This window comes from Rhodococcus sp. PBTS 1, assembly GCF_001620025.1.
Classification (GTDB): Bacteria; Actinomycetota; Actinomycetes; order Mycobacteriales; family Mycobacteriaceae; genus Rhodococcoides; species Rhodococcoides kroppenstedtii.
Genome location: NZ_CP015219.1, coordinates 3,415,851 through 3,429,176 on the forward strand (window position 1 = coordinate 3,415,851; position 13,326 = coordinate 3,429,176).

Sequence of the window (13,326 nt, forward strand, 5' to 3'; positions counted from 1 at the left end):
CACCGCGGGGGTTTGACAGTGCGAAACCCTACGCCGTCTCCTTGACAGATGTTGAGAAACCGCGTCATCGGCCGCCGCGCCGCGCTGGGCCTGGCCGCCGCGGCGGGCCTGGGCGTCGCCTCCACCACCGTCACCGGCGGCCGTGCCGCTGCCGCACCCCTGCTGCCCCCCACCTGCGCCCCGCGTTATCCCGGATACCGGGACGTGGACTTCGCGAAGCCCTACGCGAAGTACTTCGAGCCGCGGACGGCGCCGCCGCAAGCCGTCGTCCAGCAGGCCTACGCCGGCCCGGCACTCACGCCGACGGCCGTGCCCCGCTTCGAGAGCCTGACCCGCGATCTCGGCCCGACCGGCCTGTCCCCCGTCGAGACCGGCTACGGCCGCTCGCCCGACGGCGTGGTGTTCGTCGCCGTCCGCACCGAGATGCCGCGCGTCACCGCGGCCATGTGGGACTGGTGGTTCGGCTGGCATTCCACGGAGGCGGCCCGCTACAAGCTGTGGCACCCCGACGCCCACCAGTTCGCGGCGCTCGCCGAGGACCGCACTGGCCGGCCGATCCCGGACAAGCAGAAGTACATCGGCAACACCACGTTCGTCGACGAGTACGTGGGACCGAAGCTGCAGCAGCTGGCCATCAACTTTCGCGATCCGGTGGCGCACGGGTTCACCGTTCCCGCCGATCAGACCATCGTGTTCGGCCGCGTCGGCAGCAGTATCGCCCCGGTCGACCTGGGCTGGCTGGCGCATCAGGTGCGTCCGATACCCGGCGGCGCCGAGATGCGAAGCCGGTTCTTCCTCAACATCCGCGGGCTGAAGGTGCCCGACGTGGTGCAGGCCGCGTGCGCCGTCGCCCGCGGACCGGCCGTCGATCCGAGCGACCTGGACCTCTCCCTCGAGCTGGGCCGGGATCTGCTGTTCCACTGCGGCTCGGAGATGAACCACCTGGCGCGGTTCCTGCCCGAGATCCACGCCGAGTTCTCCTGAACACCGGTTGAGCCGGTGACGAGGGGGTATGCCGCAAGTTCCTCCTGAAAGGCATCTGCGTGCGCATTCTCGTCACCGGCTCCACCGGGTACATCGGGTCCCGGCTCGTTCCGATCCTCCTCGCCGACGGCCACGACGTACTCGCCGCGATGCGCGACGACGGCAAGGCCGACTCCTTCAGCTGGGGTGACCGCGTCACACCGGTGCACTTCGACATCACCGACACCGACTCGATCGATGCGGCTCTGCGCACCGCCGACGCCGTCGTCTACCTCGTGCACTCGATGGACGACGGCGATTTCGTCCGGAAGGACCGCGAGGCCGCCGAGGCCGTGGCCCGCGCCGCCGAGAAGCACGGCGTCGACCGGATCGTCTACCTCTCCGGCCACGTGCCCGACGATCACACGGAACTCTCCGATCACATCCGCTCGCGCCTGCAGGTGGAGGAGGTCTTCACCGAGTCCTCGGTCACGTCGACCGTGCTGCGTGCGGCCATCGTGCTCGGCTCGGGTTCGACGTCGTTCGAGCTGGTACGACGCATGGTGGAGCGGCTTCCCGCGACCCCGGTGCCGTCGTGGATGGTGAACAAGGTCCAGCCCATCGCCACGGCCGACGTGCTCCAGGTCATCGCAGCCGCGCTCGGCGAGCGGCCGATGCCCGGCTCCTTCGACATCGGCGGCACCGAGGTGATGACGTATCCCGAACTGCTGCAGCGGTATGCCGCGGTGGCCGATCTCGCCCGGCCGCAGTTCCGGGTGCCGTTCGTGCCCACCCCGGTGGTCGGGCGCGCCGTCGCCGCCATCACCGGTATGCCGCGCGGAACGGTGATCTCCCTGGTGGACAGCCTCCACCACGACATGGTCGCGCGGCGCGGCAACGCCGTGACCAGTGACTTCGCCGACGCCGTGGGGGACCCGATCGGCGTCGACGACGCCATCCGTCGCGCGCTGACGGTGACCGCGCACGACGGCACGGACGCCGAGGGCACCACGGATCCGCAGGCCGCCGCCGAGTCGGATCCGTCCTGGGCGGGCGGGTTCGTGTCCATCGAGGACGGTCGGGTTCGGCACGACGCGTCGGGACTCGCGGCGGTACTCGCGCGCAGGCGCTGACCCGGGCGATCGCGGTTCCCGCGCCGATCCGCGGGTACTCGGCCCGGCATGACCGACGACGCCACCGCATCCTCTCGCCCCCTCCGCGACCCCGTCCACGCCTACCCGGCACCGGACCGCGCTGCGCAACAACCGATTCCGCATCCCGGTCTTACCCGTGACCTGGTCACCACGCCGGACCACGGCGAGTCGTCGTACCGCGGGTCCGGTCGACTGACCGGCCGACGCGCCCTGATCACCGGGGCCGACTCCGGCATCGGCCGCGCCGTCGCTCTCGCGTTCGCCCGCGAGGGCGCCGACGTGGTGCTGAGCTACCTCGCGGACGAGGAGGAGGACGCGCAGGAGACGGCACGTCTGGTGGAGGAGGCCGGCCGCAAGGCCGTCCGTGCGCCGGGCGACATCCGGTCGGAAGACTTCTGCGCCGAGCTGATCGACACCACCGTCCGCGACCTCGGCGGCATCGACATCCTGGTGAACAACGCGGCGTATCAGATGGCGCAGAGTGGCGGCATCGCCGACATCACCACCGAGCAGTTCGACCGCGTACTGAAGACCAACCTCTACGCGCTGTTCTGGCTGTCCAAGAAGGCCGTCGCCGTCATGGAGCCGGGGTCGACGATCGTCAACACCTCGTCGGTGCAGGGCGTCAGTCCCTCCCCCGAACTGCTCGACTACGCCACCACCAAGGCGGGCATCATCAACTTCTCGAAGGGCCTGGCGCAGGACGTCGCGTCCCGCGGCATTCGCGTCAACGTGGTGGCGCCCGGCCCCATCTGGACCCCGCTGATTCCCGCCACGATGCCGCCGGACAGCGTCGAGGGATTCGGCGACCAGGCCCCGCTGGGCCGCGCCGGGCACCCCGCCGAGCTCGCCCCCGCCTACGTCTATCTCGCATCCGACGACAGCATCTACGTCACCGGCCAAGTCATCGGCGTGACCGGTGGGTCGCCGATTCTCTGACCGCATCCGCATCGCAGCGGACCACCACCGCACCGGACCACGAACCCGAGGAGTCGATCCCATGAAGGCAGTCACCTGGCACGGCAAGCGCGACGTCCGCGTCGACACCGTGCCCGATCCCCGCATCGAGCACCCCACCGACGCGATCATCGAGGTCACGTCCACCAACATCTGCGGATCCGACCTGCACCTCTACGAGGTGCTGGGCCCGTTCATGAATCCCGGCGACATCCTCGGGCACGAGCCCATGGGCATCGTGCGGGAGGTCGGCAGCGAGGTCACCGAGCTGTCGCCCGGCGACCGCGTCGTGATCCCGTTCCAGATTTCCTGCGGCAGCTGTCACATGTGCGACAAGCTCCTCTACACCCAGTGCGAGACCACGCAGGTCCGCGACACCGGTATGGGCGCAGCGCTGTTCGGCTACTCCGAGCTCTACGGCTCGGTGCCCGGCGGCCAGGCGCAGTACCTCCGCGTTCCGCACGCGAACTTCACCCACATCAAGGTCCCGGACGGACCGGCCGACCAGCGCTTCGTCTACCTCTCCGATGTGCTGCCGACGGCGTGGCAGGCCGTGCAGTACGCCGACGTGCCCGACGGCGGCACGCTGGCCGTGCTGGGTCTCGGTCCGATCGGTGACATGGCCGCGCGCATCGGAACCCACCTGGGGTACCGCGTGATCGCTGTCGACCTCGTGCCGGAACGCCTCGCCCGGGCGACCGCGCGGGGCATCGAGACCGTCGATCTGCGCGACGCCAAGGGCCGGGTCGGCGACGCGATCCGCGACCTGACGGACGGTCGCGGCACCGATTCGGTGGTGGACGCCGTCGGCATGGAAGCCCACGGATCGCCGGTGGCGAAGGTGACGCAGCAGCTCGCCGGGCTGCTTCCCGACGCGCTGAGCAAGCCGATGATGCAACGCGCCGGAGTGGACCGGCTCGACGCGCTGTACTCGGCGATCGACATTGCCCGGCGCGGCGGGACCATTTCCCTGTCGGGCGTGTACGGCGGCGCCGCGGACCCGATGCCGATGCTGACCATGTTCGACAAGCAGCTCCGGCTCCACATGGGCCAGGCCAACGTCAAGCGGTGGGTCGACGACATCCTGCCGCTGCTGACCGACGACGATCCGTTGGGCGTGGACGACTTCGCCACCCACACCGTTCCGCTCGACGACGCGCCGCGCATGTACGAGGTCTTCCAGAAGAAGCAGGACGGCGCGGTCAAGGTCGTGCTCACCCCGTAGCGGCCACGGTCGCCGACCCGGCCCCGCACACAGCGACGCCCCCGCCGTTCGGCGGGGGCGTCGTGATCTCGTCCGTCAGCGCACGCGCGGGACACGCGGCGTCAGCGCGGTGCCAGTTCCGCCGCGTCGGCGACCACCGGAACGCTGCGGTCCAGGCCGAGGATGGTCAGCGTCCGCATCACGCGAGGTGACGGCGCGATAACGGCCTCGATGCCGCCGGGCAGGTCACGCAGCACGTTCTCCAGAGCGGTGACGCCGGCGCTGGAGAAGAACTCGACCCCGGAGAGATCGAGACGAACGGTGGTCGAGGCTGTCACCGCACCGCGGACGGTGTTTTCCAGCCGCGGTGCGGTGACAAGATCGATGTCGCCTGACACGTGGACGATTCCGTCGGAAACACGCAGGTCGAACGGGGTGTCCACCGGGTCGGCGAGCAGGGTGGCGAGAGAAGCGGGAGAGTCCTGGGTCATGTCGAGTCTCTCTTCTTGCACCCGGCGGCGGCGCTGCCGGGCGTGACGCGTCCGGCCCGTCTCTGGACCGCCTTGCCTGCAATCCTGATCGACCGGAGTCTCGTCCCGACCGCCCTGGATGTCACGAAAAGGTCACGACAGATCACGAAAAGGTCACGGTGGTGATGGGGCCGAAGCGACCGGAGATGATGTGGAGCATGTCACGAACGAGCGTTCTCGAAACCTTCCTGGCCGACCACCCGGCGTCCACCGCCGACCGGGCCGTCACCGACTACGCCGGCCTGCAGGCGTGGTCCGTCGCCGACCCGGCAGCGTTCTGGGAGTCGGTGCGGTCGTTCTTCGACATTCGACTGGGCGGCGACCTCGAGGACGCCGTGATCACTCGGTCCGACGATCCCCGCGTCTTCTCCGGCCGGCAGTTCTACCGCGGCACCACCCTCAACTACGTCGAGACGGTCCTGCGCCACGCCGACGCGCGGCCGGACGCCGTCGCGATCGTCGACGACGCCGAACCGGGTGGCCCCGACACCCGCACCGTGACCTGGCGCGAGCTGGTCCACGAGGTGTCGGTGATCGCCGACGCTCTGCGCTCGCTCGGCGTCGGACGCGGTGACCGCGTCGCCGGCTACGTTCCCAACACCGCCGAGGCCGCGATCGCGTTCCTCGCCACCGCGTCCCTCGGCGCCGTGTGGACCTCGTGCGGGCAGGACTACTCCCCGGCCGCCGCCGCGGACCGTCTCGGTCAGACCGAACCGGTGGTCCTCGTGACCGCCGACGGGTACCGCTTCGCCGGCAAGGACCGCGACCGCCGCGACGCCGCGGCGGAACTGCGCGACGCCGTCCCGAGCCTGCGCCACGTCATCGCGTTCTCCCGTCTCGGCACGGACGTGCCCGGGGCCACGTCCTGGACCGACCTGATGCGCGACGGCGACGACGTCTCCACCGTGGTTCCCGAGCCGGTGCCGTTCGACCACCCGCTCTGGATCCTGTTCTCCTCCGGCACCACCGGCAAGCCGAAGGGCATCGTCCACGGACACGGCGGGGTGGTGCTCGAACACGTCAAATCCGCTGCGCTGCAATCGGACATCGGACCCGAGGACGTGTTCTTCTGGTACACCTCGCCGAGCTGGATGATGTGGAACTACCTCCTCGCCGGGCTGCTGTGCGGAGCCACCGTGGTCTGTTACGACGGCAGTCCCGCCTCGCCCGCGACGGGCACGCTGTGGGAGCTCGCGGCCCGGCACCGGGTGACCGTGCTGGGCACCAGTCCCGCCTACCTCGCGCAATGCGAGACCGCCGGACTCGAACCGGGACGCGACCACGATCTCCGCCTCGTCCGCATGCTGGGCGTGACCGGATCGGTGATGCCCGCGTCGGCCCACACCTGGGTGGAACAGCACGTCGGCGACCACGTCCACGTCGCGTCCATCTCCGGCGGCACCGACGTGGTGAGCGCGTTCGTCTGCGCGCCCACCGACGTGCCGGTCCGACCGGGCGAGATCCCCGCCGTCGCCCTCGGCGTTGCTCTGGAGGCGTGGAACGACCACGGCGAGAGCGTGATCGGCGAATCCGGCGAGATGGTGATCACGGCGCCGATGCCGTCGATGCCCGTGGGGTTCTGGAACGACGAGACCGGCGACCGCTACGCCGACGCCTACTTCTCCACCTACCCCGGGGTCTGGCGGCACGGGGATTCCATCACCGTGACCGAGCGCGGGGGCGTGATCATTCACGGCCGGTCCGATGCGACGTTGAATCGCAACGGCATTCGCATGGGCAGCGCCGACATCTACTCCGTGGTCGAGCATCTCCCCGACGTCGAGGAAGCCCTCGTGGTGGGAGTCGAGCGCGCCGACGGCTCGTACTGGATGCCGCTGTTCGTCGTCCCCGCACCGGGCCGCGAAGTCGACGACACGCTGCGCGAGACCATCGCGACGGCGCTGCGGACCGAGGCCTCGCCCCGCCACGTTCCCGACGACATCGTCGCCATCCCGGCCGTCCCGCACACCCGCACCGGCAAGAAGCTGGAGATCCCCGTCAAGAAGGTACTGCTGGGCGCGGACCCCGCCGTCGTCGCGGACCCCGAATCGATCGACGACCCCGACGCTCTGCGGTGGTTCGGCGAGTACGCGGCACGGACGCCGGCGGCGTCGGGCGGCGCCTGACCGCCGGATCGACGCTCTACCGGCGTGGCCCGGCGGCGCTCAGCCGACGGCGGCCTGCAGGGCTTCCGCCGCGGTCAGGGGCGCGCGGCCCAGCACCCGCGCGAGATCGTCCGAGTCCGAGAACAGGTCGCCGCGGGCGATACCGGCGTCGGCGTTCACGAGCAGGTCCACCACCGGCGCCGGCAGTCCGGCGCCGGTGAGCACCTCGGCGTGCTCGGACGAGGTGACGTTGCGGTACGCGACCTCGGCGCCCGACACCCGAGCGATGGCATCGGCCAGCTCGGAGTAGGTCACGGCCGGTCCGGCGAGTTCGAGCACGGTGCCGTCCTTCACGTCCGCCGAGCCGTCCGGTGCGCTGATCACCAGGGCCGCGGCCTCGGCCAGGTCGGCGCGCGCCGCCCCCGCGATACGGCCGTCATCGCCGCTGCCCAGCAGCACCCCGCTCTGTGCGGCGGACTCGATCGAGGACGCGTAGTTCTCCCAGTACCAGGTGTTGCGCAGGACGACCGCCGCGACGGGCGAGTCCGCGAGCATGCGCTCGGTGGCGACGTGCTCGGGCGCCAGTCCGATGGTGCTGGTGTCCGCCTTCAGCAGGCTGGTGTAGGCGATCAGCGACACGCCGGCGGCCTCGGCGGCCGCGATGACGTTGCGGTGCTGAGCTTCTCGCTGTCCGACCTCGGATCCGGAGACCAGCAGGAGACGGTTCACTCCGTCCAGTGCCGTGCGCAGCGCGCCGGGATCGGTGTAGTCGGCGACTCGCACGGCGACACCCTGCGCGGCGAGGTCCGCTGCCCTGTCCGCGTTCCGGACGACGGCGACGACGCTGTCCGCCGCGACACCGCGGCTCAAGAGCGTGCGCACCGCCGCCGCGCCGAACTGTCCCGTTGCTCCGGTGACCGCAATGACCGTCATGATCGCTCCCTGTTCGTGGCGCCAGGGCCGAGCGCCCTGCCGGCGACCACTATGCACTTACTTTTCGTGTGGTGCAAGCACGAACATCAGTACACGCTCAGCAGTCAGCGGCGGGCGTAGACTGGCGCGGTGACCGACCCCCAGTACGCCGTCGACGTGTTCTCGCGTCGATGTCCCTCGCGCGAGACGATGCAGGACATCACCAGCCGGTGGGGCGTGCTCGCCCTGGCCGCGCTGCACGACGGCCCACACCGCTTCGGTGAACTGCGCCGCCGAGTGGACGGAGTCAGTGAGCGCATGCTGGCGCAGACGCTGCAGCGCCTCGAGCGCGACGGGTTGGTCGCCCGCACCGTGCTGACGCAGATCCCCCCGGCCGTGGAGTACACCCTGACCGATCTGGGGCGAGCCACCGCCGCCCCTCTGGTCGCCCTCATCGGCGTGGTCGAGCACCGCATCGACGAGGTGATGACCGCCCGCGCGGAGTACGACCGGCGCACCGCCGGAGCCGGCTGATCAGGACCGCCGGCGGGGCGGATGATCAGGACCGCCCGCAGGCGGCTGATCGCGACCGCCGGCGCAGGCGGCTGATCGCGACCGCCCGCGCGGGCGGGGTGATCAGGACTGTCCGCGTCCGGTCTCGTTCTGGAGCTCGTCGATCTTCTGCGACGCCTCCGCCTTGGTCAGCCCGTCCGGCACCGTCTCTCCGGCTTCCTGCGCGAGCGTCTCGAGGTAGCTGCGCTGCGCTCCGGTGATCGGCTCGTCCCCGGTGACCCAGTCGGAGGGGTCCTTCTCCGCGTTCTGCTCGACCGGCGTGGTGTCGTTCTGCGTGTTCTCGCTCATACGTTCGACATACCCGTCCTCGTCATCGGGCAAACACCGACAAGATGGCGACCGTGTGGTATGTAAATGCGTCCACGCCGTTCTCCTTTCGAGACAAAAGGTGAATCGGGGCACCGAATTCGAAACGAACGCGCGAATTGTCAGTATTTATTCAGCAAGCGGTGCTAGAAACGATCCCGTGATGGTCCTTCTGATAGTCCTCGGCGCCTGGGTAGTGCTGGGCGCGGCCGTCGCCGCCGTGCTAGGGCGTTCCGTGCGGCGCGCGGACCAGGAAGAACTGGGCTCGGATCGACATTGGGACATCACGGCCATCGAGGACACTCGGCACCGTTCCGCCTGACCCGCACGCCGCTACAGGAACGGCGCGGTCACAGCACCATGCGCGGCGATCCCGCCGCCGGATCGAGCGTCCGATAGGCCGACGCCAGTCGACGTACCGCCTCCGTAATGCGGTCGCTGCTCTCGGTGAACGGCAGTCGCACGTAGTGCTCGAACGCCCCCTCCACCCCGAACCGCGGTCCCGCCGCCACCACCACCCCGTGCGCCGGAGCCACCGCCGCGAGCGCCGTCGACACCGGTGCCGGCATCCGCAGCCACATCGACAGACCGCCCGGGGGCGAATCGACCCGCCAGTCCGGCAATTCCTCGCCCACCGCGTCGAGCAACGCACCACGACGACGCGACAGGACGTCGCGGCGCGGCGTCAGGACGTCGTCGTGACGCGCGATCAGTTCCCCGCACGCCAATTGATCCATGATGGGCGTGCCGATGTCCTCTGCCGCACGAGACGTCGCGAGTCGGGAGACGAGCGTCGGCGACGCCCTGATCCACCCCACGCGCAATCCGCCCCAGTACGACTTGGACGCCGAACCCACCGTCACGACACCGTGGCCGTGGGTCGCCGCGGCCACCGGCGGCGGCGGTGGCGCGTCGAGCCACAGGTCGGCCATGGACTCGTCGACCACCAACGTCGCGCCCGTGCGGCGCGTCATGCTCACCAGCTCGCTGCGGTCCTCGCGGCTCATCACCGCACCCGTCGGATTGTGGAAGTCCGGGAGCACGTAGACGAGCGACGCGCCGGTCTGCCGGATCGCATCGTGCATCGACCCCAGATCCCACCGGCCGGGAGACGCGTCCGCCGGCAGGAGCGGAACCGGCACCGCACGGGCCGCGGTGCGCCGAATCGCTTCCAGCGCATTGGGATACGTCGGATGGTCCACGACCACCCGATCTCCCGGTGACCCCAGGACCTCCAGCAGCAGGCGCCAGGCCTGCTGTGCGCCCGAGGTCACCATGATCTGGTCGACCTCGGTGGGCACCCCGCGCTCCTCGTACCGGCGCGCGATGGCGCGGCGCAGCACCGTCAGCCCCACGGGGTCGATCCCGTGGCCCGAGTAGTAGGCCGGAAGCGCTTGCAGTGCAGCCTGATACGCCGCGGTCACCGCCTCGGGCGGGGCCGTGACGGCAGCGTGGGTCATGTCGATCGCGGCCGCACGGGTCGTGCCGGTGAGCGTGGAGGTCGGGCCGAACGATGCTGCTCCGGCGCTCGGCGGAACCGACGCCCACCCCTCCGGCCGCGGCGGCAGCGCCACCGTGCTGCGCGACCCCTGGCGCGACTGCAGGTAGCCCTCCTCGCGCAACGCGGCGTAGGTGTTGGTGACCGTCGTCCGCGACAACGCGAGCACGCCGGCCAGGTCCCGCTCACTGGGCAGAGCCACACCCAGCGGGATACGGCCGTCGTTCACCAGGAGGCGGATGCCGTCGGCGAGGGCACGGTAGACGGGACGGTTGCGCGACGTCGGGCGCCACTGACCCAGGTCACGAGCGAGCGTCGACGCTCCCAACACACGGGCCACCGACCCCACCGTAGTGGGACGCGGCCGCTCAGCCCATCAGGAAGGCGCCCACACCGGGGAGCCAGCCCACGGTTCCGCCCTCGAACGAGTTGTAGCGACCGTGACCGGTGGGGGTGCGCTTCTCGTTGCTGAGGGGGTAACCGAGCGTGCCACTTGGTCCGCCGTGGGCCAGATACCAGGCCAGGATCTCCCCGTGCACCTCGTGGGCGCCGCCGTCGGGCAGCGCGAACACCGTGGCGTGTTGGAACTCGAGCAGGCCGCCGCCGCGCGGGGCGAGCATGAGGTCACCGGTCCGGCGACCGATCCACGGATGCTCCAGGGCGAACCGCTCGAACTGGCACTCGAAGACCTCGAGACCCGCGTAGGTCTCGGACGAGTTGACGGCGCCTTCAACGCTCACGGTGGCCTCCAGTGACCCCGGTCCCGACCAGGCCGAACCCGACAGGGTGGTCTCTTCGGGACTCTGGGCCACAGTATGCGCGCTGCCGTGAGATTTCACAGCCGGAACGCGACAAGTCGGACCGTGTCGCGTTTCGGCGCGCAGCGCAGCGGGGGGAGTTCAGCCCAGAATGTCTCGCCGCACGATCGTCTGATCGCGGCCGGGGCCGACCCCGATGTAGGACATGTGCGCCCCGGACAACTCCTCGAGCCGCAGCACGTACTTCTGCGCGTTGATCGGCAGGTCCTCGAAGGTGCGGGCGCCCGAGATGTCCTCCCACCAGCCCGGCATCTCCTCGTAGATCGGCGTCGCGTGGTGGAAGCCGGTCTGCGTCATGGGCATGTCGTCGTGACGTTCGCCGTCCACGTCGTACGCGACGCAGATGGGGATGGTGTCCAGCGACGACAACACGTCGAGCTTGGTGAGGAAGTAGTCGGTGATGCCGTTGACCCGCGTCGCGTACCGGGCGATGACCGCGTCGAACCAGCCCGTCCGGCGGGCACGACCGGTGGTCACCCCGACCTCACCGCCCTGCTTGGCCAGGTACTCGCCCGACTCGTCGAACAGTTCGGTGGGGAACGGTCCGGACCCGACACGCGTCGTGTACGCCTTGAGAATGCCGAGCACCGTCTCGATGCGACCGGGGCCCACACCCGAGCCCACCGCGGCGCCGCCGGCGGTCGGGTTCGAGGACGTGACGAACGGATACGTGCCGTGGTCGACGTCGAGCAGCGTGCCCTGCGAGCCTTCGAGCAACACGGTCTCGCCGCGCTCGAGCGCCTGGTTCAGCGCGAGCCGCGTGTCGGCGATGCGGTGCTGGAACCCCGCCGCCTGGCCGAGCACCTCGTCGACCACCTGCGCGGGGTCGAGCGCCCGGCGGTTGTAGATCTTGGCCAGCACCTGGTTCTTGAATTCCAGTGCGGCTTCGACCTTCTGGGTGAGGATCTTCTCGTCGAGCACGTCGGCCGCACGCACTCCGACGCGGGCGATCTTGTCCTGGTAGCACGGGCCGATGCCGCGGCCGGTGGTGCCGATCTTGCGGGCGCCGAGGAAGCGTTCGGTGACCTTGTCGATGGCCACGTGGTACGGCATGATCAGGTGCGCATCGGCGCTGAGCAGCAGGCGAGAGGTGTCCACGTCCCTCTTCTCGAGCCCGTCGAGCTCGGTGAGCAACACACCCGGGTCGACCACCACACCGTTGCCGATCACGTTGTTCACGCCGGGGGACAGAATGCCCGACGGGATCAGGTGCAGCGCGAACTTGTCGCCGCTGGGGAGCACCACGGTGTGGCCGGCGTTGTTGCCGCCCTGGTACCGGACCACCCACTGCAGACGCTCACCGAAGAGGTCCGTGGCCTTGCCCTTGCCCTCGTCGCCCCACTGGGCGCCGATGAGGACGATTGCCGGCATGTGTGCTCCTACGACTCGGGTGTGCAGCCGGATGTCCCGGACTGCGGCCGGCGAGCGAGAAGCGTGCCGCGAAGAAGCAGGCTCCACCGACCGTGGCCGGTGACACAGTGTAGCCGCCCCGGTTTTCCCTACCTCACGGTCTTCTGTCGCGACGCTCGAGTCGAAGCGACACGCAATCGAGACCACCGTGCCCTGTTTCCGGTCCGTCGACGCACCGGGTGCGCATCTATGGTGGACGCACCTGCCCGACCGACAAGGAAACCACCGCGTGACTCCGTTCGTCCTGCAGTGCGGCCAGACCCTGGTCCCCATCGCACTGTCGTCGCTGGCCCTGATCACGGCCTCCGTCGTCCCCACGCGATCGGACTGCGACGCCGCGCTGTCGGAGATCGACGGGATCGCCGACGCCCGCATCGTCGTGCTCGGCACCGACGCCGCTCTGGCCGCGGTGCTCACGCGTCTCATGCGCAAGGACCGACTCGACGTCGAACTCGCGTACGTCCCGGAGACGGCGTCGGAGGCGAGTCACCTGTACCGCATCGGCACCGGCTCCCGCGCCGCCAAGGTCGCCCTGTCCGGTACCGCGACGCCGGTGCCGTTGATTCGCGACGACCTCGGGACCGCCGTCGTCGGGCGCGCCACGCTGACCGGGCCGTCGGGTGTGCTCACGGGCGAGGCGTACGTCGACGACACCCGCCTGTTCTCCGGCTCGGTCCCCGGCGTCGAGGTGACTCCCACCCTCGAGATGCCGGGACTGCGCGCCCGCGTGCAGGGTCGACGCGGGTTGTTCCGGGCGAGGTGGGTGAGCGGGCGCGCGATGCAACTGGGCACGCCCGCAGCACGACTGACCAAGGACGGCGTGGCATCGACGCGCGACGCGGTGCGCTCGACGATCTACCGCCACCACGAACAGTGGCTGTTGGTGCGCTGAGAAT

14 protein-coding genes are annotated in these 13,326 nt (G+C 70.1%); 8 read left to right on the plus strand and 6 right to left on the minus strand.

Annotation, left to right across the window (positions count from 1 at the left end; all coding sequences use genetic code 11):
* The first annotated feature begins 48 nt into the window (after positions 1–48).
* The 4 genes from A3Q40_RS15570 (at position 49) to A3Q40_RS15585 (ending at position 4,299) form a co-directional block, all read left to right on the plus strand.
* Complete coding sequence (locus A3Q40_RS15570; RefSeq protein WP_157889630.1) at positions 49–984, plus strand: DAPG hydrolase family protein; 936 nt, start codon at positions 49–51, stop codon at positions 982–984.
* A gap of 59 nt (positions 985–1,043) precedes the next feature.
* Positions 1,044–2,096: an NAD(P)H-binding protein gene (locus tag A3Q40_RS15575; protein WP_068103497.1), complete on the plus strand. Its 1,053-nt coding sequence runs from the start codon at positions 1,044–1,046 to the stop codon at positions 2,094–2,096.
* Positions 2,097–2,144: 48 nt separating this feature from the next.
* A complete protein-coding gene (locus tag A3Q40_RS15580) occupies positions 2,145–3,056 on the plus strand; it encodes an SDR family oxidoreductase (RefSeq protein ID WP_068103499.1) in 912 nt (303 codons plus the stop codon).
* 61 nt (positions 3,057–3,117) lie between these two features.
* Positions 3,118–4,299 carry a zinc-dependent alcohol dehydrogenase gene (locus A3Q40_RS15585; RefSeq protein WP_068103501.1) on the plus strand — a complete coding sequence of 394 codons (1,182 nt, stop codon included), beginning with the start codon at positions 3,118–3,120 and terminating at the stop codon, positions 4,297–4,299.
* Between the two features lie 101 nt (positions 4,300–4,400).
* Here A3Q40_RS15585 and A3Q40_RS15590 read toward each other — a convergent pair whose 3' ends face one another.
* A complete protein-coding gene (locus tag A3Q40_RS15590; protein WP_068103504.1) occupies positions 4,401–4,769 on the minus strand; it encodes an STAS domain-containing protein in 369 nt (122 codons plus the stop codon).
* 197 nt (positions 4,770–4,966) lie between these two features.
* Here A3Q40_RS15590 and A3Q40_RS15595 point away from each other — a divergent pair, with 197 nt between their 5' ends.
* Positions 4,967–6,934, plus strand: a complete 1,968-nt coding sequence (locus A3Q40_RS15595) for an acetoacetate--CoA ligase (RefSeq protein WP_235606329.1) — start codon at positions 4,967–4,969, stop codon at positions 6,932–6,934.
* A gap of 39 nt (positions 6,935–6,973) precedes the next feature.
* Here the strand turns inward: A3Q40_RS15595 and A3Q40_RS15600 are convergent, their stop codons facing one another.
* Positions 6,974–7,846, minus strand: coding sequence for an NmrA family NAD(P)-binding protein (locus A3Q40_RS15600; RefSeq protein WP_068103508.1), 873 nt, complete (start codon positions 7,844–7,846; stop codon positions 6,974–6,976).
* A gap of 189 nt (positions 7,847–8,035) precedes the next feature.
* On the opposite strand from A3Q40_RS15600, the gene A3Q40_RS15605 reads away from it, so the two are divergent.
* A complete protein-coding gene (locus A3Q40_RS15605; RefSeq protein ID WP_082834179.1) occupies positions 8,036–8,359 on the plus strand; it encodes a winged helix-turn-helix transcriptional regulator in 324 nt (107 codons plus the stop codon).
* 102 nt (positions 8,360–8,461) lie between these two features.
* Here A3Q40_RS15605 and A3Q40_RS15610 read toward each other — a convergent pair whose 3' ends face one another.
* A complete protein-coding gene (locus A3Q40_RS15610; RefSeq protein ID WP_068103512.1) occupies positions 8,462–8,686 on the minus strand; it encodes a DUF3072 domain-containing protein in 225 nt (74 codons plus the stop codon).
* 181 nt (positions 8,687–8,867) lie between these two features.
* On the opposite strand from A3Q40_RS15610, the gene A3Q40_RS20520 reads away from it, so the two are divergent.
* Entirely contained in the window at positions 8,868–9,026 is a 159-nt protein-coding gene (locus A3Q40_RS20520; protein WP_162269832.1) for a hypothetical protein, read from the plus strand.
* A gap of 28 nt (positions 9,027–9,054) precedes the next feature.
* On the opposite strand, the gene yczR is transcribed toward A3Q40_RS20520, so the two are convergent.
* The 3 genes from yczR to A3Q40_RS15625 all read right to left on the minus strand — a co-directional run bounded on the left by yczR (position 9,055) and on the right by A3Q40_RS15625 (position 12,391).
* A complete protein-coding gene (gene yczR, locus A3Q40_RS15615) occupies positions 9,055–10,542 on the minus strand; it encodes a MocR-like transcription factor YczR (RefSeq protein ID WP_068103514.1) in 1,488 nt (495 codons plus the stop codon).
* Positions 10,543–10,570: 28 nt separating this feature from the next.
* Positions 10,571–10,942 carry an LGFP repeat-containing protein gene (locus A3Q40_RS15620; protein ID WP_068106393.1) on the minus strand — a complete coding sequence of 124 codons (372 nt, stop codon included), beginning with the start codon at positions 10,940–10,942 and terminating at the stop codon, positions 10,571–10,573.
* Between the two features lie 159 nt (positions 10,943–11,101).
* Positions 11,102–12,391 (minus strand): adenylosuccinate synthase, encoded by a 1,290-nt coding sequence (locus A3Q40_RS15625; RefSeq protein ID WP_068103516.1) that lies wholly within the window; start codon positions 12,389–12,391, stop codon positions 11,102–11,104.
* A gap of 268 nt (positions 12,392–12,659) precedes the next feature.
* On the opposite strand from A3Q40_RS15625, the gene A3Q40_RS15630 reads away from it, so the two are divergent.
* A complete protein-coding gene (locus A3Q40_RS15630; protein ID WP_068103518.1) occupies positions 12,660–13,322 on the plus strand; it encodes a hypothetical protein in 663 nt (220 codons plus the stop codon).
* The last annotated feature ends 4 nt before the right edge of the window (positions 13,323–13,326 follow it).

Coding starts and splice junctions, on each gene's coding strand:
- A3Q40_RS15625 (WP_068103516.1), bottom strand. CDS start 12,391: ATGCCGGCAATCGTCCTCATCGGCGCCCAGTGGGGCGACGAGGGCAAG.
- A3Q40_RS15605 (WP_082834179.1), top strand. CDS start 8,036: ATGCAGGACATCACCAGCCGGTGGGGCGTGCTCGCCCTGGCCGCGCTG.
- A3Q40_RS15595 (WP_235606329.1), top strand. CDS start 4,967: ATGTCACGAACGAGCGTTCTCGAAACCTTCCTGGCCGACCACCCGGCG.
- A3Q40_RS15610 (WP_068103512.1), bottom strand. CDS start 8,686: ATGAGCGAGAACACGCAGAACGACACCACGCCGGTCGAGCAGAACGCG.
- A3Q40_RS20520 (WP_162269832.1), top strand. CDS start 8,868: ATGGTCCTTCTGATAGTCCTCGGCGCCTGGGTAGTGCTGGGCGCGGCC.
- A3Q40_RS15580 (WP_068103499.1), top strand. CDS start 2,145: ATGACCGACGACGCCACCGCATCCTCTCGCCCCCTCCGCGACCCCGTC.
- A3Q40_RS15590 (WP_068103504.1), bottom strand. CDS start 4,769: ATGACCCAGGACTCTCCCGCTTCTCTCGCCACCCTGCTCGCCGACCCG.
- A3Q40_RS15570 (WP_157889630.1), top strand. CDS start 49: ATGTTGAGAAACCGCGTCATCGGCCGCCGCGCCGCGCTGGGCCTGGCC.
- A3Q40_RS15600 (WP_068103508.1), bottom strand. CDS start 7,846: ATGACGGTCATTGCGGTCACCGGAGCAACGGGACAGTTCGGCGCGGCG.
- A3Q40_RS15585 (WP_068103501.1), top strand. CDS start 3,118: ATGAAGGCAGTCACCTGGCACGGCAAGCGCGACGTCCGCGTCGACACC.